This window comes from Flavobacterium fryxellicola (assembly GCF_900143245.1).
Taxonomy (GTDB): domain Bacteria; phylum Bacteroidota; class Bacteroidia; order Flavobacteriales; family Flavobacteriaceae; genus Flavobacterium; species Flavobacterium fryxellicola.
Genome location: NZ_FRDK01000006.1, coordinates 13923 through 35336 on the forward strand (window position 1 = coordinate 13923; position 21414 = coordinate 35336).

20 protein-coding genes are annotated in these 21414 nt (G+C 33.7%); 6 read left to right on the plus strand and 14 right to left on the minus strand.

The features are described from left to right. Positions 1-121: 121 nt before the first annotated feature. From BUA03_RS10015 to BUA03_RS10060, 10 genes are all read right to left on the minus strand, one after another. Entirely contained in the window at positions 122-670 is a 549-nt protein-coding gene (locus BUA03_RS10015; RefSeq protein ID WP_066077304.1) for a hypothetical protein, read from the minus strand. A 180-nt stretch (positions 671-850) separates the two neighbouring features. Continuing rightward, the gene (locus BUA03_RS10020; protein WP_066077308.1) at positions 851-1378 is read right to left on the minus strand and encodes a hypothetical protein; all 528 of its coding nucleotides are present in this window, start codon (positions 1376-1378) and stop codon (positions 851-853) included. 168 nt (positions 1379-1546) lie between these two features. Beyond that, entirely contained in the window at positions 1547-1864 is a 318-nt protein-coding gene (locus BUA03_RS10025; RefSeq protein ID WP_066077311.1) for a hypothetical protein, read from the minus strand. 191 nt (positions 1865-2055) lie between these two features. Beyond that, a complete protein-coding gene (locus BUA03_RS10030; protein ID WP_317041096.1) occupies positions 2056-3816 on the minus strand; it encodes a BamA/TamA family outer membrane protein in 1761 nt (586 codons plus the stop codon). 167 nt (positions 3817-3983) lie between these two features. Further along, on the minus strand, positions 3984-5183 hold the full coding sequence (locus BUA03_RS10035; protein ID WP_066077317.1) for an AI-2E family transporter: 1200 nt from the start codon (positions 5181-5183) through the stop codon (positions 3984-3986). A 392-nt stretch (positions 5184-5575) separates the two neighbouring features. Then, positions 5576-6106, minus strand: coding sequence for a mechanosensitive ion channel domain-containing protein (locus BUA03_RS10040; protein ID WP_066077642.1), 531 nt, complete (start codon positions 6104-6106; stop codon positions 5576-5578). A 14-nt stretch (positions 6107-6120) separates the two neighbouring features. Continuing rightward, a complete protein-coding gene (locus tag BUA03_RS10045) occupies positions 6121-6705 on the minus strand; it encodes a Maf-like protein (RefSeq protein ID WP_066077320.1) in 585 nt (194 codons plus the stop codon). Continuing rightward, positions 6698-7618 (minus strand): geranylgeranylglycerol-phosphate geranylgeranyltransferase, encoded by a 921-nt coding sequence (locus BUA03_RS10050; RefSeq protein WP_072675734.1) that lies wholly within the window; start codon positions 7616-7618, stop codon positions 6698-6700. The genes BUA03_RS10045 and BUA03_RS10050 overlap by 8 nt, the downstream gene beginning before the upstream one ends. Before the next feature lie 75 nt (positions 7619-7693). After that, positions 7694-8221 carry a KdsC family phosphatase gene (locus BUA03_RS10055; RefSeq protein WP_066077325.1) on the minus strand — a complete coding sequence of 176 codons (528 nt, stop codon included), beginning with the start codon at positions 8219-8221 and terminating at the stop codon, positions 7694-7696. Next, positions 8211-8978, minus strand: a complete 768-nt coding sequence (locus BUA03_RS10060; RefSeq protein WP_066077328.1) for a Rossmann-like and DUF2520 domain-containing protein — start codon at positions 8976-8978, stop codon at positions 8211-8213. Before BUA03_RS10060 ends, BUA03_RS10055 begins: the two co-directional genes overlap by 11 nt. Positions 8979-9178: 200 nt before the next feature. Here BUA03_RS10060 and ccsA point away from each other — a divergent pair, with 200 nt between their 5' ends. Further along, positions 9179-12385 (plus strand): cytochrome c biogenesis protein CcsA, encoded by a 3207-nt coding sequence (gene ccsA, locus BUA03_RS10065; protein ID WP_066077331.1) that lies wholly within the window; start codon positions 9179-9181, stop codon positions 12383-12385. Between the two features lie 77 nt (positions 12386-12462). Here ccsA and BUA03_RS10070 read toward each other — a convergent pair whose 3' ends face one another. Together BUA03_RS10070 and BUA03_RS10075 are read right to left on the minus strand one after the other, a co-directional pair. Further along, a complete protein-coding gene (locus tag BUA03_RS10070) occupies positions 12463-13248 on the minus strand; it encodes an anti-sigma factor (RefSeq protein WP_066077334.1) in 786 nt (261 codons plus the stop codon). Continuing rightward, positions 13248-13778, minus strand: coding sequence for an RNA polymerase sigma factor (locus tag BUA03_RS10075; RefSeq protein WP_066077337.1), 531 nt, complete (start codon positions 13776-13778; stop codon positions 13248-13250). The genes BUA03_RS10070 and BUA03_RS10075 overlap by 1 nt, the downstream gene beginning before the upstream one ends. A gap of 230 nt (positions 13779-14008) precedes the next feature. Here BUA03_RS10075 and BUA03_RS10080 point away from each other — a divergent pair, with 230 nt between their 5' ends. The 5 genes from BUA03_RS10080 (at position 14009) to BUA03_RS10100 (ending at position 19660) form a co-directional block, all read left to right on the plus strand. Beyond that, positions 14009-14662, plus strand: coding sequence for a DUF4331 family protein (locus BUA03_RS10080; RefSeq protein WP_066077340.1), 654 nt, complete (start codon positions 14009-14011; stop codon positions 14660-14662). A gap of 74 nt (positions 14663-14736) precedes the next feature. Further along, on the plus strand, positions 14737-15291 hold the full coding sequence (locus tag BUA03_RS10085; protein ID WP_066077343.1) for a DUF4331 family protein: 555 nt from the start codon (positions 14737-14739) through the stop codon (positions 15289-15291). Positions 15292-15417: 126 nt separating this feature from the next. Then, on the plus strand, positions 15418-16713 hold the full coding sequence (locus tag BUA03_RS10090) for a tetratricopeptide repeat protein (RefSeq protein WP_066077346.1): 1296 nt from the start codon (positions 15418-15420) through the stop codon (positions 16711-16713). Positions 16714-16716: 3 nt separating this feature from the next. Next, positions 16717-18930 carry a TonB-dependent receptor gene (locus BUA03_RS10095; protein WP_066077349.1) on the plus strand — a complete coding sequence of 738 codons (2214 nt, stop codon included), beginning with the start codon at positions 16717-16719 and terminating at the stop codon, positions 18928-18930. Positions 18931-19072: 142 nt separating this feature from the next. Further along, positions 19073-19660, plus strand: a complete 588-nt coding sequence (locus BUA03_RS10100) for a glutathione peroxidase (RefSeq protein ID WP_066077352.1) — start codon at positions 19073-19075, stop codon at positions 19658-19660. 142 nt (positions 19661-19802) lie between these two features. On the opposite strand, the gene BUA03_RS10105 is transcribed toward BUA03_RS10100, so the two are convergent. Continuing rightward, on the minus strand, positions 19803-20753 hold the full coding sequence (locus BUA03_RS10105; protein WP_066077355.1) for a tRNA dihydrouridine synthase: 951 nt from the start codon (positions 20751-20753) through the stop codon (positions 19803-19805). A 109-nt stretch (positions 20754-20862) separates the two neighbouring features. Next, on the minus strand, positions 20863-21360 hold the full coding sequence (locus tag BUA03_RS10110) for a GNAT family N-acetyltransferase (protein ID WP_066077358.1): 498 nt from the start codon (positions 21358-21360) through the stop codon (positions 20863-20865). Positions 21361-21414: the final 54 nt, after the last annotated feature.

Genomic DNA, 21414 nt, shown 5'->3' on the forward strand with positions numbered 1-21414 from the left:
TAAATGTTTTTTCCTGAAATGTTTTTTACATTCTTTAAATATAAATTTGGCTTAACATAAAAAGAGAGAAAACTAGGTCTAGTTTTCTCTCTTTTTATTTTTTATCACTGTTGATTAGAAATTAGTCTCTGTCTTTTCCATGCCCGCGTCCGTGATCATTTCCTTTTCCTTTTCCATGTCCCTTATTCCCTTTTCCTCTGTCGTGTCCGTAATTTCTACTTTCCCTGTGATTATCAGATTGTCTGCGGTAATCATTTCTTCCATCATTAACATATACTTTTCGATGGTGGTTGTAGCCTATGTTTCTTTGTTCTCTACCATGATATCCTTTATAATATTTTACTTTATGATTTCTAAAGTTGCTGTAAGGTCTAGAGCCGTGATAATCATTAAGCACCACTTTGTAACCACCGTACAAATCATAGTTTCTATATTGTCCGGGAAGGTATCTTGAGCGCATCCATCTTCCGCTACCAAAATAAATAAATTGTGTAGCTCTTACATCATAATAGGCTTCAACATCTGGAAGGTAATAGTATTCTGCTTCAGCATATCCTACTGGACCCCATGAAGGCGCTCTGCCAATATTTACATTAACTGAAACTTGTGCGTGTATTGTACTTGATGCAAATAGGATAATTCCTATGGCGATTAGTTTTAATGCTTTCATCTTTTTTTAATTTAATTCTGAAATAAATTTATAGAGCTGTGTTTTTGATGGATCTTTTTAGACTTTTTCAACAACTGTGCCAAAACAAAAAAATTAACATTTAATTAAGGGTTGATGTCTCCCAAAAAAAAAGAGAGTTTCCGTATTGAAACTCTCTTTTAACATTAGTTGTGAACCTTATTAATGCTTTCCATTTCCATGACCATTATTTCCTTTTCCACCTTTATTTCCATTGCTTTTGTTTCCATTGCTTTTGTTTCCATTGCTTTTGTTTCCATTGCTTCTGTTTCCATTGCTTTTGTAGGCTTTGCTATTATGATTTCGATTAGATCCAATTGATTTTTGAGGTTTTCCTTTGTATCCTTTGTAATATTTTACTTTGTGATTTTTAAAGTTGCTGTAAGGTCTTGAGCCATGGTAATCATTTAGGACTACTTTATACCCATTGTATAAGTTATAATTTCTATATCGAGTGGGAAGGTTTCTGGAGCGTATCCATTTTCCTCCACCAAAATAAATAAATTGGGTGTTTCTAATATCATAATAGGATTCAACATCAGGTAAATAATAATAGTCTACAGCAGAATATCCTACTGGACCCCAAGCTGGAGGACTACCAATGTTTACATTTACTGAAACTTGCGCTTGTATAGCATTCGCACTTATTAGAAATACTATAGCGACTGCGATTAATTTTAATGTTTTCATGTTTTTCAATGTTTATTTAATAATTATTTGTGTTTTTTTATCTCTATTTTTTTAATAGAGCCAACAACTATGCCATTATTAAAAGATAAGATTTCTAACTAGCTGTAGTCATAAAAAAAAGGAAACGAACAATCGTTTCCTTTTTTTTCTTTTTTATTTTTGAATCGTTTACAACAAAAGAATCAACAAAAGAATAACAATAATAACAGCACCTACAGACAAATATACTCCATTTCCTGTAGATCTCAATTCAGTTTTAATTGCACGAACTTCTTTACGTAACTCTTTTTTCTCTACTGAATTCAAAGAAGATTTGTCCATTGCTTTTATCTCGTCCAGACGATTAAGCAACACTTTAACTTCTGCAGGCACTTCTTTTGGAGTGTTAGCAATTGCTGTTGGATTTTTTTCTGCCGCTAACATTTGAGTAGGAACAACACTTAATGACAATACCATCATCATTAAATAAAAGGTAACTTTTTTCATTTCTTTTGGTTTTAGTTATAAATTTCTATAATATAAAGGTAAACAATATTACTTTACTAAATTTTATACAATTATGGTATTTAATTGTATAATTTACGCTTTACTGTTCTGTTTAATACATTTAAGAGTCTACATAGTAATGCTTTACCTGTTTTTTGTACTTGAAAGTGTTAAATAGATTTGTATTTCGATCATCTGTAAATTACAGTCCGAGGTTTTGCAAGTTCAAAATCTTGAAAACCAAAATCGGTTGTTTCAAATGAATTCGTTTTGAAAATGTTTTCACCATTTCCAGGAATGGATGGATAATAGGAAAGTGAAATTTGGAAGGCGCTAAACACTAAAAAATCATTGTTTATGATTAGTCCAATACCAATTTTAGAATAGACCTTACTTTCAGTTAACCCTTTTGTAGCGTTTCCTAGCATAGCAATAGAATAATTAAAATAAGGATTTAGACGGAAACCCCAAAGATTCCAAGGGCTGTAAAATTGCGTTTGCAAGGTTAAAATAGCTTTTTCAGTTCCATATTCAGCCATCCTAAAGCCATTTAGGCCGTAATTTTCATTAATTGAAAGTTGATCCCCAATGGCATCTACCCGGTTGGAACCGATCATTAGTTGCGGTTTGATGAACTGACGTAGTTTCCATTTTCCAATCTGCATTAAATTCGTAAAATAGTTGGCCTGAAATGAAAATGCGGTTTGCTTAGTTGTTGATTTTTCAAAAAAAGAACCTAGTTCAAAATTAGCACTCAAAAATCCCCAACTGTAGAAATTTCCAAATGCAGCGCGACCGCCCAAATAATAACGTCCAGCGCTATTTTTATGCTGATAACCCGTTGTTATGCCATATATTTTTCCGATTGGCACATCTTCAATAATTCCGTTTTGGAAAATATAGCGGTCTCTGATAAATTTTCGGGATGTAACACCGATGCCTATCAATGCCAGTTTTTCATTGGAATAAAAATCACTACGATCGTAATCAAAAATTGGGCTTTCCAAGTACTGCAGATGTAAAAACCGCCCGGCTGTAATCAGATTTGTTGTTCGCTCCCTTTCCGAATTTCCATTAAAAATTCTAAAAGATCTTCCCACCCAAAAATCATGGGTATTGAATTTAAAGTTCTGAAAAGCAAAAACTAAGTTGGAGTCGGGTAGGGTGTCTTTTCTAAATTGCTGGTCTAAATAGATTCCACCAGCCCATTTTGTCAAAGGCGAGTAGAAAGGACGATCAATAGTGATACTTTTTCCATAATATCCTTCTAAATCAATAGTATAACTAACTTTTGTATTTATAAACGTATTTTTTATATTGGGTACTGTATAAGAAACAGCGTAAGCACTTTTGCCATCACTGAATCTATTTCTGAATTTATTTTCAAACTGATGACCAAATCCTAAGAAATTGCGGTCATTCAACTCAAAACTGGCTCTGGAGCTAGAAAGAGAACCTTTAGGAACAAGGCTCCAAGAGTCTAAAACCCGAATCGAGATGTCAACGGAATCCGAGCTGCTACTAATCAATTTTGGTGCAACATCGACGCGATTAATGAAGCGTTGCGTTCTTATTAAACGCTCAGATTCTCTTACTAATAAGGAATCAAATGGGGTGTTTTTTTTGATGAGCAATAAATTGAGTATGGCGAGCCGGTTTGTTTTAATATGGATTTTATTCCCGTTTCTTTCTGCCCAATTTTTTGGTTTTTTTAAAGTATCAATTTCAGAATATCCAAAGGGATCAAGAGTTACAATGGTAATTTTTCTAATAATTTTACCTTCAAAGAATCCGTATTTTTTTTGAACTTCTTTAATTCCTTCCTTTTTTATTACTGGTGATCTAAAAACTAGCTTGTGCATCAAACGTGTAAACTTGTTCTTCTTGGAATAATTTTTAATATTTGTATAAGCGCCGGATGAATCTTTCTTTTTCGTTGTTTCTTGTGCCACAGAAGTTTGAAAACAACTGAACAATATAAGAAGCAAAATAAGATTTATTTTTTTATACATTGTTTGGATATCAACTGAAAAAAAATGAAAAGGCAATCTTAAGAAAATTTCGTGTCAATTGCATTGAGATTTTAATAAAAATAGAATTTTAAGCTATTTTTTTTACATTATACATCAGTTCGATTACTCGAATTTTCAGTGGTGGTTTCCGTAAACACGGGTAAAGGAAGATCCGTTTTTATTGTGTTTTTTTCAGGTGGTGCTTCTGAATCAAAAAGAGGTAATTTAATTTTTCGCCAAGTATAAGTTTTAGGTAAATGATCTCCCATCAAATAGCCCCATGCTTCTAGAGATTCTACTCGGTCAAAAATCACTTTTAAAACGGCCAGAATTGGAAGTGCTAAAAACATACCGGAAACTCCAGCAATTGCTCCCCCGATGATGATTCCAATAATCGAAACGAACGCATTTATTTCGACTTTAGAACTTACAATCATTGGCACAATAATGTTATTATCTATTAATTGAACGACGATGGTAATCACTATGACACCAATAATTATCGATAAATCCGGTGAGCCTGTTAGCGAAGCAACGATACTTAATAGTCCTGCAAAAAGAATTCCGATATAAGGAATCAGGTTTAGAATTCCTGTAATAATACCCAGTAAAACAGCATATTTAACGCCGATCAGCATAAAACCAAACGTTGTCATTGCTGAAATTAAAATCATTTCTATAATTAGTCCTACAATGTAGCTGTTGATTGCAACCCTAATATTCGTTAGAATATTTTTTAGTTGCTCATGGTTCTCTTTTTTAACTAATTTAGATAAAAACAGTAAAAAATGGGTTCTGTATAAAAGAATTAAAAAAGTATAGATGGGAATCAAAGTAAGATTTACCAGGGTATCCGTAAAAGACATTAAGGTTGTACCAATTATTTCTTTTCCTTTTTCCATGGAATCTTGAGTAGCCGTATCAATATATTTCTTTTGCTCTCTGGAACTTAAATGAAAATTATCTCTTACAAATCCTTGTATATTTCTAAGGTGAATGTTTATGTTTCTTTCGATTTTATCAAAATCGTCGGCAAAATCACTAATTTGGAAAGATAGAAATACAAAAAGGCCAATAAAAATTAAAACAAATAATAGCACAGCGATCATTACTGCCAGCACATGCGGGAAACGGAGTTTTAATTTAAAAAACTGAACCATAGGATACAGTAAGATCGCAAATAGAAAGGACATCATTACTGGAATCAATATGTTCTGGCCAATATAAAAAATGAACACAATTGCAATTAATCCCAACAAAGTCAGCGACAATTTAGCATAAAAGGGAACTTTTAGGATGTCATTCATATTTTCCGGGAGTTGTTTTAAAAGAAACTAATATTAGACTACTTGCAACTGACAAATATGTGGCTTTATAAAAAGTAATGTATTATACATTTTGTGTCAATAGTTATATAATTATCACTTTTTAATCACTAGTTTTATTGCCTAATTATAAACAAGGAGTTAGCATTTCCGACTTCACTACCGCTTTACTTGCTGACCAAAAATGCAAATAAAAATAGTAAAAACAAACTCTCAAGCATCAATAAAGCTCCGACACCAAGTTAACGGACTACTGAATTGAATCTGCTTTTTGTTGTAAGTAATGGAAATATTATACGATACGTTTATATTTTTAAAAATAATTTGAAATGCGTTTGCTCTTTAGATCATTAGACGAGCTATAAATTTATGAATTAATCTACGTATTCTTTATCATTGAATTGTTTTTCTAATATTGATATCCCTTTTTGCAAAAGAAGGTTGTTTGGATATATGATTATTTCTCCATCACTTGTTTTTAAGAAAACATGAAAAGCGCCAATATCTTCTATTTCAGCCATAACGGGAAAATCTTTATCATGTATTTTTATTACATCACCAATTTTAAATGGAAATGAAAAGAACAAAATTACACCCGCTGTAATATTGCTTAAAATGGACCATTGCGCAAATAAAGCCACACCTACAACAGTGGTAATGGAAGAAAGTGCTATGGTAATATCTTTAGTTTGAACTCCCCAAATAATTATTAAAGCAATTATCACTAAAATATTGATAAATAAATGCATGTATTTAATTACTAAATTCGTTCTGTGCTCTAAAGTTTGGTTTGTTTTTGCATAACGCCGCACTAGTTTTGTAGCAACAATTCTCAAAAAAATAAGCAAAATTCCCAAAATTCCAGTGGCAATTAATTCCTTTGTATATTCGTGTATTAATGACATTTCCATCCTTTAAATTAGACTAATTTACGTAAATATTCATATACTTTATCAGTTGGCATTCCCATCACATTAGCATACGAACCTTCAATTTTTGAAACACCTATAAACCCAATCCATTCTTGAATACCATACGCACCTGCTTTGTCATACGGTTTGTAATTTTCTAAGTAAAACCAAATCGATTCATCGCTCAACTCGTTGAAAGTGACTTTTGTTATTTCATACAATACATCTACTTTTTCATTGGTTTTAAAACAAACGGAAGTAATGACTTCATGAGTAGCATTCGACAATGATTTTAGGATTTCATAGGCCTCTTGTTCATTTTTTGGTTTACCCAAAGCTTTGTTGTTGTGCCAAACGATGGTGTCGCTAGTAATAAGAATTTCATGAGACTGTAATTCGCCTTCAAAAGCACTGGCTTTTAATTCGGCCAAATAAGTCGTAATTTCATGTCTACTTAATTCTGGTGGATAGATTTCTTCAATTTCTTTGAGTCGGATTTCAAAATCCAAATCTAAATCTTTAAAGAATTGTTGGCGTCTTGGCGATCCCGATGCTAAAATTAAGCGGTATTTTTTTAATTGATTTCTAAGCATTATATTTCATATTTAAACTAATAACTACAACAGATAAAATTCCAAAAAACAAGATTAATTTCAAAAGTGAACTCAAGTTACGGAATTCTTTTTTAGATGTGGCCGTCCAAATTTTTACGGTAAAAAACAGCAGTGGACCAACAACAAAAATCAACAAATAAATCGTAACAACTACTACTTCGATTAGGTATTTATTGATGTAATACAAAATGAATAAGAGCGGAATTAAACTCAAGACACAAACTATTTTTGCAGTTTTTGATTTTCCTATTGCAATAGGTAACGTATTCATTCCTTGATTGTAATCGCCATTTATATCTTCGATATCTTTAACTATTTCTCGAAGAAGGTTAATCATAAAAGCAAATATAGCATAATCCAATAATATAGAAAAAAAGATTCTCATTTGGTGCTGATTGTCTATTCCTGTAGCAGGATACAAATCAAAAAATCCAATAATAAGTACACTAAAGGAAAGTAAAAAGGCAACAATAATATTACCAATGAGCATCATTTGTTTCAAACTGCTGGCGTACAAATAAAGTGCAGCTGCAATCAGAATAAAAAGGGAGGCAAAGCCTGGTTTTTGTATCACATTCGAAAGGTAAAAACCAATAACCACGCCCGCAACAGTAAATATTCCGTATAAATTGTATGCTTGATTTTCGGAAATACTTTTGCCTACAATTACGGAATTGGGATTATTGCAGTTGTCCGTATCTTGATCATAAATATCATTGATGATATAGCCACCGCCAGCGAGCAAAACCGTAGATAAGACCAATAGCCAATACTGCCAATCGGCTAATGCCAAAGAAACATTTTGAATTTTGAAAAACCCATACCGGAAAATAAGCTGCATAAATGCGAGCATCAGCAGGTTTTGGTATCGGATAAGTTTTAGAAAGTTCATTAAAAAGTTATGAGTTATGAGTTATGCGTTACGAATTATGGGTTGGGAATCACGAGTTTTATCAAAATCTGAAATCTAATCGTGTTTCCCATCAAAATAAGCCATCCATTTTCCTTGCGTTTTCATGACTTGTTCAATGACATCTCTGACAGCGCCTTTCCCGCCGTTTTTATGTGAAATATATTTGGAAATAGCTTTAATTTCTGGGCTTGCATCTTGCGGACAAGTCGGTAATCCCGCCAATTTCATAACGTGATAATCTGGAATATCATCGCCCATGTACAAAACATGTTCTGGATTGATATTGTAAACATCAGTATATTCATCAAATGTTTCTACTTTATTTGATGTGCCTAGGTGGATATCTGTAATTCCAAGATTCCGCAGTCGGACCCGAACCCCTTCATTGCTTCCTCCTGAAATAATGCATACATTATAGCCACTTTCTACAGCGGCTTTCATGGCGTAACCATCACGAATATTCATCGTCCTCAGCATGTCACCTTCATTAGTTACAAAAACGGAACTATCGGTTAATACGCCATCCACATCAAAAATAAAAGTAGTGATGTCATTCATTATTTCTTTATAACTATTTGCCATTATGCTGTATAGATTGTGTTAGTATTTTATAAATATTGAGATGATTTTCATTTGATAAAAAAGCTTCATGCGCTTCAATAGTGACAGCATCAGCGCGCTTTGCAGGACCTGTTTGTGCATCCTGCGGCGAAAGCACCATTATTTTATTTGCAGTTTCAGTAATTAAAGGTTTTAAAATATCAAACGGGACCTGATGGTCCTGACAAATTTCTTCCCCTATTTGGTATAAATGATTTGTGAAATTATTGACAAATACTGCTGCAACATGTAAGGCTTTTCGTTGCTGTGAGTTTATGGCGAAAATGGAGTCTGATATTGATTTAGCTACTTTATTAAGTAATTGAAAATCAGTAGCATTCTCACTTTCTAAACATATAGGAATAGTCCTGAAATCGACCGCTTTGTTCTTGGTAAAGGTTTGTAAAGGATAGAAAACTCCTTTTCGGTTTTCATCATTTAATGCGTTCAACGGAACACTGCCAGAGGTATGTACCACCAATCTATTTTTAAAGGGAAGCGCAGCGTCAACAAGTGAAATAGCATCATCTGAAACGGCAATGATATACAAATCGGCTTCCATCAAGGCATCCCATTCAGTTGTGATTTTAGCCAATTCCACTAAATGAGAAACCGTTGCGATTTGCCTCGAATAGACCTGAACCAATTTGATTTCTGTTCCTGAATTTGGAGCGTTTTGAAATGCTGCAATCAAATGTTGCGCCACATTTCCAGAACCGATAATTACTACTTTAACCATGGGACAAAATTAGCAAAAAAAATATTAAGAGTTTTAGTCAAATTTTACGCTAATAAAAAATTGATATTGTCCCAAAAAAAAGAATACTTAGGCTTGGTCTGTCACACTTAATTTTGGATTAAATTAACAAATGTCCGAATATAGAAGTCAACATTTTTAAGTACTTTTGTGGCACTTTTACAAAACATAATCCCATAAAAATGGATAAAAAAATATTTTCTTTTTTGTTTTCAACACGATTAATGGCTTTTTTATTTATTGCTTACGCAGTGGCCATGGCAACCGGAACTTTTATTGAAAGTAAATACAATACCGATACCGCAAAAATTTTAATCTACAATGCATGGTGGTTTGAAGCCATTCACGTCTTTTTCTTAATCAATTTTATTGGGAATATTAAGCGTTACCAGCTGTTAAAAAAGGAAAAATGGGCTACTTTATTACTCCATTTGTCTTTTATATTGATTATTGCTGGCGCGTTCGTAACCCGTTATATAAGTTATGAAGGAATGATGCCCATTCGCGAAGGCGCAGCTGAAAATCAAATTTTTTCAGATAAAACCTTTTTAACTGTTTTTGTAGATGGTGAATATAAGGGCGAAATGAAACGCAGGATTTTTGAAAAGAAAGTATTGCTTTCCCCAGCGACCAATAATAGTTTTAGTATTTCCGAAAAATTTGCTGATACACCATTTGAAGTAGAATATGAAAACTTCATTATGGGAGCCAAAGAATATATAAAACCCGATCCAAACGGAATTGTATATTTGAAAATAGTGGAAGCAGGAGATGGAGGGCGCCACGAGCATTTCTTGAAAGAAGGCGAAGTGCAAAACATTCATAATGTATTATTTTCATTAAATAAATATACAGATGGTGCCATAAATATTACAACCACAGGAAGTGCTTATACAATTCAAACCCCTTTTGAGGGAAACTTCATGAGGATGGCTGATAAACTGCAAGGCAAAGTCACAAAAGACAATGTACAGCCGCTAATGATGCGTTCTTTATACAGCATTGGCGAAATGCGTTTTGTATTTCCGGATCCAGCGGTTAAGGGCGTCGTAGATTATGAATCTGAAAATGATTTTAAAGCGAAAACCCATGAAGACGCATTGGTACTTAAAGTTAAAGCAGATGGACAAGAAAAAACAGTCACCCTTTTAGGCTCCAAAGGTAAAATAGGAGAGTCTAAAACAGTGAAGATTGGCACTATTGATTATACTTTTTTCTACGGTAGTAAAGCATATATTTTGCCATTCAAGATAAAACTGAATGATTTTATTGCACAGAAATACCCTGGGACAGAGAAAAGTTATTCCTCGTTTGAAAGTAAAGTAACCGTGATGGACAAAGAAACATTTGATGCCAGAATATATATGAATAATGTGTTAGATCATGAAGGATACCGCTTTTTTCAATCTAGTTTTGATCCTGATGAAAAAGGAACAGTATTGTCTGTAAACCATGATTTTTGGGGAACAGCGCTAACCTACGCTGGTTATTTTATGTTGTATTTTGCCATGATGGCCATTATGTTTACTAAATATTCTCGTTTTGCAGATATTAAACGCAAGCTAGAAGTAGTGAAAATGAAAAAAGCAAAATTGTTGACTATTTTAATGCTGTTATTTGGTTTCAATAGTTTTGCGCAGGAACAAGAACATGACCATGCAGATCACGAAGGACATGCGCATACGCAAGCTGAAGCAGCACCTGCAACGCACTCAAACCATATTAAAGAAGTTTTAAGTCAGGACGAGCTTAATGCTCTAATAACTAAATACAAAGTGCCGGAAGGACACGCAGCCAAATTTGGCCGACTTGTGATCCAAGATGGTGGTGGTAGAATGAAACCTATTAATACGTTTTCATCAGAGTTACTGCGTAAAGTGAGTCATGATGATTCTTATAAGGGAATGAATTCCGACCAAGTATTTTTGTCCATGACACAATACGCAAGCTACTGGATCGAAATTCCAATCATTTATATCAAAAGTGGGAATGACAGCATTAGAAAAATTATCGGAATTGATAAAAAGGCTGAATTTGCTCCTTTTGTCTCTTTCTTTGATAAAAAGGGAAATTATAAGCTTACTAAATATTTAGAAGAAGCCTTCAAAGCTGCTAATCCCAACCAGTTTGAAAAAGATTTTATAGAAACCGACAAGAAAGTCAATTTAATGGAATCTGCTTTGAGTGGACGAATTTTAAAGATTTTCCCTATTCCCGAGGATAAAAATAATAAATGGGTTTCCTACTTAGAACTCAATGAGTCTGGTTTCAAAGGAATGGAAGCAACATACACTAAAAATGTACTGCCTTTGTATTTCGGCTCGTTAGCGAATGCTTCCAGTTCCAATGATTTCAAAACTGCCGATGAATTGCTGGAAAGTATCAATGGTTTTCAAAAACGTTTTGGTAGTAAAGTGATACCAAGCGAGGAAAAAATCACTTCAGAAGTACTGTACAACAAATATGATGTGTTCAAAAAATTACCTTATTGGTATATTTTCGCCGCTATTTTGATGTTGATGTTTACCATTATGAACATCTTCAAGGAAAGGAAAGTGTTGCATTATTTGGTAAACTTCATGCACATTGTAGTTATTGCTTTATTTGCCTTGCACACCTTTGGATTAATCGCCAGATGGTATATTTCTGGTCACGCACCTTGGAGTAATGCGTACGAATCAATTATTTATGTCGCTTGGGCAACGATGTTTTTTGGTTTAGCTTTCGACAGAAAATCGAAACTTACTGTGGCTTCATCCGCATTTGTGACCGCTATGATTTTGGCAGCAGCCTACATGAATTGGATTGATCCTGAAATTGCAAATTTGCAACCTGTTCTGAATTCCTACTGGTTAATGATACACGTTGCAGTAATTGTGGCTAGTTATGGTCCCTTTGCTTTAGGATTTATTTTAGGAGCAGTTTCATTATTGTTGATTTTATTTACCAATGAAAAAAACAAAGCCAAAATGGATTTGAATATTCAGGAAATTACCTATATCAATGAATTAGCGTTAACAATTGGTTTGATAATGTTGACTATAGGAAACTTCCTTGGAGGACAATGGGCCAATGAAAGTTGGGGACGTTATTGGGGTTGGGATCCAAAAGAAACTTGGGCCTTAATCAGTATTATGGTATATGCTTTTGTCATTCATGCTCGTTTTGTTCCTTCTTTAAGAGGAAAATGGATTTTCAATTTGATGAGTATGTTTGCTTTTATATCCATTTTATTCACCTATTATGGGGTAAACTTTCACTTGGTAGGACTACATTCTTATGCTAGTGGTGAAGCACATTCCTTAAGTTGGATTTGGTATTCATTAGGAGGAATTGCTTTATTTGGTGCCGTTTCCTATCCAAAGTATAAGAAGTATTATAAGAAATAAAAACTAAATATTTTCCATAAAAAAAGGTTCAACTTTGTGGTTGAACCTTTTTTAGTGGTAGAGAAAAGAAGATTATTTTACACTTTTCCTAAAGCATACAATTGCTCCATTGTAGGAGTTAAACTTCCTCCTGCAGGTTCTAATGTAATTCCAAAAGCTTCAGCTTCATTAGCAGTATTCACTGCAAATAATTTTTGCTCATTCACGTTAAAATTTTCTAATAATCCAATGCTAGTAGGAGTCAACGGGCTTAATTTTAATGCCCAAACCTGATAAACCATTCCTTCAGGAGGTGTTGGTAAATTGGCAGCATCAATGTAAACAGCTTTTGTCTCTTGATTCCAATATACTTTTGCAGAGGATTCAGGTGCCACGGTTTGTCCGCCAAGAGCAACAACCGTATTCTTAGTATCCCTTACAACTGCTAAGCTTGTCTCGATAGCAGAATTTTTTAGTTTCAAGACATTAAATTCTTTTTCTAATGTAGCTTTTTCAACTTCGGCAGTAGCTACTTGAGTTGTAATTTGGTTTAATTGATTGTATTGGTATCCAATACCTACTAATAAGAGCACGGCAGCTGCCCAGCCAATGTATTGAGACCTATTTCTGCTAGGTTCTAATTGTATGACTTCTGTATGCTTAAGTTCTAGTTTTTCTTTGATTTTTTCAAAATTAGCTACAGAATGAAATGGTGAAAAGCTGGATGATAGCGCCACAATTGATTTCTCAATAGCAATAATTTCAGCATGTATTTCCGGGTTATTTTTTGCCATTTTGGCAACCTCCTCGCTTTCAGTTTCACTTAGTGAACCGTAAACATAGAGTTCTAGGATTCCTGATTCAATATATTCTTTTGTTTCCATTATACTTTCAAATAATTTCGTAGATCGTTAATACAGTTTCTATTTTGCGTTTTTACTGTCCCCAAGGGTATTGCCAGTTCATCTGAAGCTTCTTGCTGGGTATATCCTTTAAAAAACAGTAAATCAATTATTTGAATACATTTTGGTTTTAGTCTTTTTACAAATTCCTGTAAACCTATAGTATCCATTTTTTCAGACAATTTAGAACTGTCTTCAAAGTGATTTACGAAATTATCAGTAGAAAGGTTTTTTTGACTGTTATTAAAGTTTTTGGAACGCAATTTATCTATCGATGTATTTCTGGCAATATTAAGAATCCAAGTGTAGAATCTTCCTTTACTCTCATGATATGAATCTATGTTTTTCCAAATTTTAACAAATACTTCCTGAAGTACGTCTTCAGCTTCTTCTCTATTTTTTACAAGAACATTGATAACCGAAAATAAACTTTTGGAATACATATCATATAAATGCGTAAATGCCCTTTCGTCTTTCTTGTAAATTAGTACTAATAACTCTTCTTGACTCATATCTTATTGTTTTTCTTCTACAAACTTATACATTCTTATTTAAAAATACTCGATTTTATGGAATTCAAGACAGTAAATAAAATAAAGTTAAAATAATTGTCTTTTTTTTAAGGATGTAAAGTATTGATTTAATGTGACTTAAAAATTAAATTGATTTTTTTTTATGATTTAGAAAACCAAATCGGAAACCATTCCGTAAATGACTTTATAACCTTTTAAATTTAAACAAAATGAAAAAAACAAAAATGATTTTAGGTCTATCGCTAGTGGCGATTTCGGGCTTGATTTTAGTTGCGGCAGATCACATCGATGCTCCAGGAACAATGTCAGGAGATGCAAGTGATATTACGGATGTATATGCTTTCCAAGGACAAAACACGAGTAATTTAGTATTTGCAGTTAACACACAAGGCTTGCTAAGTCCTAATGCTACAGGCGCTGCTACATTTAAAGACAATGTTATGGTAGAAATTAATATCGATAACAATGGGGATAATGTTGAAGATCTAGTGATTCAGGCAATTAAGAGAGACGACAAGATGTACTTCTTTGGTCCTGTTGCACCAGGAACAACGGGAACGTCTAGTACAATTAAAACTGCTGCTGCTTCAGGAAGTGTTTCCATATCTAAATATGGAGCAACTGCTTTGACTGCTGAGCAAAACGGAATGAAATTTTTCGCAGGACCAAGAGATGATCCCTTCTTTTTTGATTTAGGTCAATTTCAAGCGATTCTTGGAGGAACAGCTACAGGATTTAAAAATCCGGGAACAGATACTTTTGCTGGCACAAATGTGATGTCAATTGTTATCGAAGTTCCAAAATCAATGTTGGGTTCATCAAGCACAGTTGGTGTTTGGGCTGAAACTAAGAAAAAACAATAATTATTTTATTAAAAAAAAGTAAAAACAGGAAATCGAAGAGTTGCGATTTCTAAATAAATTAAAACACAAACATCATGAGTAAAACAAATAAATTCAAAATTATAACAATCGCACTAGTAGCTGCCGTTGTTTCAGTAAATTGTGACAATGACGATTCAAACGGGGATTCTACTGTTGGATTAGATTTTTCAGGAACTTACGTTCAGCAAGATCAAATGGCTAGACCAGCAATCAATACCGTATTTGTTGCGTCAGGTCAACCTAAAGATGCATTCAATGCCGCAATTCCTTCCGCAATGGGAGCAACCTATCAATCTGTTTTTCAATCTAGATTATTAGCTTTAAATCCGGCGTATAGTACAAATGCTTTAGGTCAAACCGCTGCACAGCTTTCTGGTCTTTTGGCGACAGATGTATTAGGAGTATCTAAAACTGCACCAACCACTTTCTTTGATGGAACTAATGTATTAACTGGAAGAGCTTTGGCAGATGACGTTATAGATGTTGAGTTGCTATTGATTTTTGGTGGACCTACAGGAGGATCTAATCCAGGACTTACTAAAGATAATGTGAATTCAAATGATAAAGCATTTGGAACTTCTTTCCCGTACCTAGCTTCTGCTTGGTAGTATTTATCAAAAAAAGCAGGGCGGCATCCATAAGAACTATTCGCTCTGCTTTTTTTAAACAAACAAACAAACAAACAAACAAACAAACAAACAAACAAACAAACAAACAAACAAACCAATTAGAGTATGAAAACTTTAAAAACAATATCATTTTTGGTTTTTACGATCGGTTTCCTATTCGGTTGCGAAACTAAATCAGAACAAATTACAAAGGCAGATGACTATAGTAAATACTTGAATTTAAAGGGAAATAAAGCATTGACTTTTGCGCAGAAGGAAATAGAGTATTGGCAAACAAAATACGATGCTGCTCCAAATCAAATGAGTTACTTAAGCCAGCTTGCAGCGAACTATCATACGCTTTTTGAACATACAGGTGATGTCAAAAATTTATATAAATCCGAAGAATTATTGACAAAATACAATGAATCGAATCAGTATTCAAGAGTATCAACCATTCGTTCCTTATCTAGAAATTATATTTCACAACACCGTTTTAAAGAAGCTTTAGTTTTAGCAAACAAAGCATTAGCAATAGGTGAAGGAAAAAAAGAAACTCAAAAATTATTGTTTGACGTTCAAATGGAATTAGGTAATTATACTGAAGCGGTAAAAAATTTAAATGCTATAAGAGATATGAGTAGTTTTGATTATTTAATCCGTCTGGCAAAATGGAACGACCATAAAGGAGATATAAATACGGCAATCACTTTCATGGAAAAAGCAAGAGATATTGCTGAAAAAGAGGGGGAGAAGGTTCTTAAAATTTGGTCTTATTCTAATTTAGGAGATTTTTATGGACATGCAGGAAGAATCCAAGAATCTTATGATAGTTTTTTAAAAACCTTATCCTTGGAGCCTAACTATTCCTATGCTTTAAAAGGAATTGCTTGGATTGTCTTCTCTAAAGAAAGAAATACAGTTGAGGCTAAGCGAATTATTGACGTTATTGCTGCAACTCACAACACACCTGATTTTTATCTGCTAAAAACTCAAATTGCTCAATTTGAGGGAAATAAAGTGGAAGAAATGAAAAATAGAAAAGCCTATTTTTCTATGATGGAGCAAAATAATTATGGAGCGATGTACAATAAATACAATGCCTTACTATTTGCTGATGATAAAAAAACGGCCCAAAAAGCATTAGATATTGCTAAAATCGAAGTGGAGCATAGACCTACTGCTGATTCCTATGATTTACTGGCGTGGTCCTATTTAAATGTAGGTGAAAATAAAAAAGCCTTAGAAATAGCTCAAAATCATGTGATTGGAAAATCCTTTGAACCAAAGGTACAATACCATTTGGCCATGATTTATAAGTCAAATAATTTAGCGCTTAAAGCGAAACCTATTAAGGAAGAATTACTGACTAGTTTATATGAATTAGGTCCTAATTTCGAGCAAAAGGTAAACAAATTATAACGGATGAAAAGTTTTATTTTAGTGTTGATTGCCCTCGTTGGGCTGTCTTCGTATGGCCAAATCCAAAAAGGAAAAGTCGTAGATCGTGATGGAAATCCTGTTGAAAACGCCTATTTAGTGAATACAAATTCCGAAAGTCATGCACACACGAACGAATTTGGATTGTTTAGTTTGGATAAAACAGTGATTGGAGATGCGATTAAAATAACCGCGTTAGGATATAAAAAATCAACTTTTACTATAGTTTCTTCAGACGATACAATTATAATGGAAGATGATATTTTTAGATTAAATGAAATTGTTATTCAGCCCAAACTTTCAGCTATGAATGTAATTTCTAAAATAGATTTGCAAACGACACCCGTAAATTCTTCACAAGAAATTCTGCGAAAAGTACCAGGATTATTCATTGGTCAACATGCGGGCGGTGGGAAAGCGGAGCAGATATTTCTGAGAGGTTTTGATATAGATCACGGTACTGATATTGCTATTTCGGTCGATGGAATGCCAGTCAATATGGTTTCGCATGCGCACGGGCAAGGTTATGCGGATTTACATTTTGTGATTCCAGAAACGGTAGAGAAAATAGATTTTGGAAAAGGCACGTATTATGCCAACAAAGGGGATTTTGCTACGGCAGGATACGTTGCCTTCCAAACTAAAGATAAAATAGAAAAAAGTAGTATAGGTGTCGAAGCAGGGCAATTCAATACGCTTAGAACGGTGGGGCTTTTTAATCTTTTGGGCAACCAAAAAACACAAAGTGCTTATCTTGCTACAGAATACATTTTAACTGATGGTCCATTTGATTCTCCTCAAAATTTTAATAGGATTAATTTGTTAGGTAAATATGCTGCTATTTTAAATGATAACAGTAAGTTTTCTATTTTAGCTTCTCGCTTTTCAAGCAAATGGGATGCCTCAGGTCAAATTCCACAACGTTTAGTCGATAATGGATCGATTTCTAGATTTGGTTCTGTTGATGACACCGAAGGCGGAACTACTTCTCGTACTAACTTTAATGCGAGTTTAAGCAAGCCAATAGATGAGAATACGTTTTTGAAAGCGAACGCTTTTTATTCCAATTACCAATTTGAATTGTACTCTAATTTCACTTTCTTTTTGAATGACCCCATAAATGGGGACCAAATTAAGCAGAAAGAAAATCGAGATATTTATGGAATGAATGCGGAGTTGAATAAGAAAACAAAATTAAATGATATTGCTGTTGTATTGCAATATGGTGTCGGTTTTCGCGCTGATGCTACAAAAGACTCGGAACTTTCAAGTACACTAAATAGAAGAACAGTCATATCAAATAATAAGTTAGGCGATATTGATCAATCCAATTTGTTTTCCTATTTGAATGGAGAGTTTACTTTTGGAAAATTAATGATTAATCCGGCGCTGCGATTGGATTATTTCAAATTCAATTATCAAGATAAATTGATGGAGAATTATAAAACACAATCGGAATCGAAAGTGAAGTTTTCTCCAAAACTAAATTTCATTTATTCTGAAAACAACAATTTGCAGTTTTTTGTAAAATCAGGAATGGGTTTTCACTCTAACGATGCGCGAGTTGTGGTTCAAAATAATGGAAAACAGATTTTGCCAACAGCTATAGGAACGGACATAGGAACGATTTGGAAACCATTTCCGAAGCTAATAGTAAATTCAGCTTTATGGTATTTGTTTTTAGAACAAGAGTTTGTTTACGTAGGAGATGCTGGGATTATTGAGCCCAGCGGAAAATCAAGACGTATGGGAGCAGAACTTGGATTGCGGTATCAGTTGAACGATTGGTTGTATTTTGATGCTGATGCAAATTATACCTATGCACGCAGTATAGACGAACCAAAAGGACAAGATTATATTCCTTTGGCACCTGATTTTACCACAACAGGCGGATTAAGTTTCCAAAAAATACATGGTTTTTCCGGTGGTATTCGCTATCGTTATCTAAAGAATCGCCCGGCAAATGAAGATAATTCGATTGTTGCTAAGGGTTATTTTATATCCGACTTAAATGTTAATTACCAATATAAAAATATAAATTTTGGGTTAGCGGTAGAAAATATATTTGACACTGCTTGGAATGAGACGCAGTTTGCCACTGAATCTAGGCTACAAAATGAACCTGAAAGTGTCGAAGAAATTCATTTTACTCCCGGAACGCCTTTCTTTATGAAAGGAAAGATTACCTACACGTTTTAAATACCACAGTAAGATTTGTTGTTTATTTGTTTGGAAGCCTGGCAATTCATAGTGTCAGGCTTCTTTTTTATTTAACTACTGTTTAACTAAAAAACACTTTTTTAAAACAAATATTTTTTTAATTTTATAAAAAATTTCAATTATGAAAAAACTTGTATTTGTAGCCACCTGTACTTTACTATTATTTAGCTGCCAAAATCAGGCGCAACCTAAAAAATCTGAAACTACCATGAAAACACCAGCAATAGCAAAAGAAACCATTTATCAATTTAAAGTAGAAGATTTATCAGGCAAGAGTTTTGATTTTGCGTCTCTAAAAGGCAAGAAAATAATTATTGTAAATACTGCTTCAAAATGTGGTCTAACGCCACAATATAAAGATTTAGAAGCTACCTACAAAGAATATAAGGACAAAGGGTTGGTAATTGTGGGTTTTCCAGCTAATAATTTTGCTTCACAGGAGCCAGGAACTAACGAAGAAATTGCTACTTTCTGTCAAATGAATTACGGGGTTTCTTTTCCTATGATGGATAAAGTATCTGTCAAGGGCGATGATATGGCAGCAATTTATCAGTTTTTGACTCAAAAATCTAAAAACGGTCTACAAGACTCTGCCGTAGAATGGAATTTTCAAAAATACCTAATCAACGAAAAAGGAGAATTGGAAAAAGTAATTTCGCCACAAACTTTAGTAACTGACTCTGAAGTAATGAACTGGATCAAAGCATAATTACGTTCCAATAGTTTTATAAAAAAAAGTGAGATTTTCAGTCAAATGAAAATCTCATTTTTTTTAAATTTGATTCAGAAATTGCAACTATTTATCCAATCTAAATGAACCTTAATTCCTTGATGGTTAATTTATTTTTTAATTATATTTTTTCATTTTTGAAAATCTCTGCGACAGCTGCTTCATAATTGCGAATACTTTGCGCTTTTTTGATTTTTTTCAAAACCTTATGTGGATTTGAAAATGTGATAGAGAAATATTCCCATAAATGGTACATTTTTAATAAAATGTGAGTTGATCCAGAAAGTGATTCGCTGTAAATGGCATATAACGTATCGTGAAACGTACTGAACAATTCCAGTTTGTTCGCAGGATATTCCGTAGTGTTATTCTTTATCATACTCGGCAAGAATGGATCTGAAATTAATCCTCGCCCAATCATCCAATGGTCAATACTAGGAAAACGCTCCTGCATTTCATGAAACTTGGCCACTGATGTGATGTCGCCATTGTAATATAGTTTATGCTTGGTATTGTCGACGCACTGCTGAAACGCATCTAGATTTACGCCACCTTTGTACAATTGCTTTCCAATGCGGGCATGAATGGCAATATTCTTAATGGGGTACGTATCCAAAAAAGGTAAAACGTCAAGAATTTCTTCACTGTTGTCATAACCCAAACGCATTTTCATAGACACAATAATATCTGATTCGGTGTGCGCTCTATGGAGAATATTATTAATTTTCTCTGGATTACTGATCAAACCGGAACCCATACCAGATTTAGTCACCATAGGATACGGACACCCTAAATTCCAATTTAGTTCTTTATAACCCAATTGTCGAACATAGTTAGCTACAAATAAAAATTCATCGGCATCATTGGTTATCACTTGCGGGATGACCTCCAAATCAAGATTGTTCTCAGGAAGTAGGTCTCGTTCGTAAGAGGGTTTGATGACCATTTTACCATTCAACCGAATGTAGGGCGAGTAAAAAGTGTCTATTCCGCCAAAAAGCTTGTTTTGAGCATTTCTAAAACGAAAATCTGTAAATCCTTGTAAAGGCGATGAAAGTAGGGTATGGTCCATGAAATTTTTAGTTGTGCAAATATACTATAAAGTCTCAGGTCTTAAAGTCATAAAGTTTTTAAAGTCAAACAGAGTGAAATAAAAAAACCAGATTGTAGTACAAATAAATTTATTCTAGAATTAATTGCATGAAAACGGAACTCAGCCAGCGATCAAATTTATACCCAGATTCTTTAATAACGCCTACAGTTTCAAAACCATATTTTTTATGAAAAGCAATACTTCCTTCATTTTCCGAGTCAATAACGCCAATCATGGTGTGGTACTTTTGTTTTTTTGCCACTTGGATAAGTTCAGCCAATAATAATTTTCCAATACCTTTTCCTAAAAATTGATCCGCAACATAAACAGAATGTTCCACAGTAAAACGGTAGCCTATTTTATGCCGAAAATTTCCATAAGTGGCATATCCAATAGTTCCATTTTCAGTTTCAGCAACAAGTACGGGTAAGTCATGAGTCACTTTGTCTTCAAACCACAATTTATGGGTTTCAAAATCACGGGGCTCATAATCATAAATTGAAGTGCTGTGCAGTATTTGGTGATTTATGATTTCCAATATTGTATCTAAATCGGCAAAAACGGCCGGTCTTATTTTGATTTCCATATAGAATTTATTTTACTCCAAATTTAAGAAAACTATTTAAGATTAAAGAAAAAC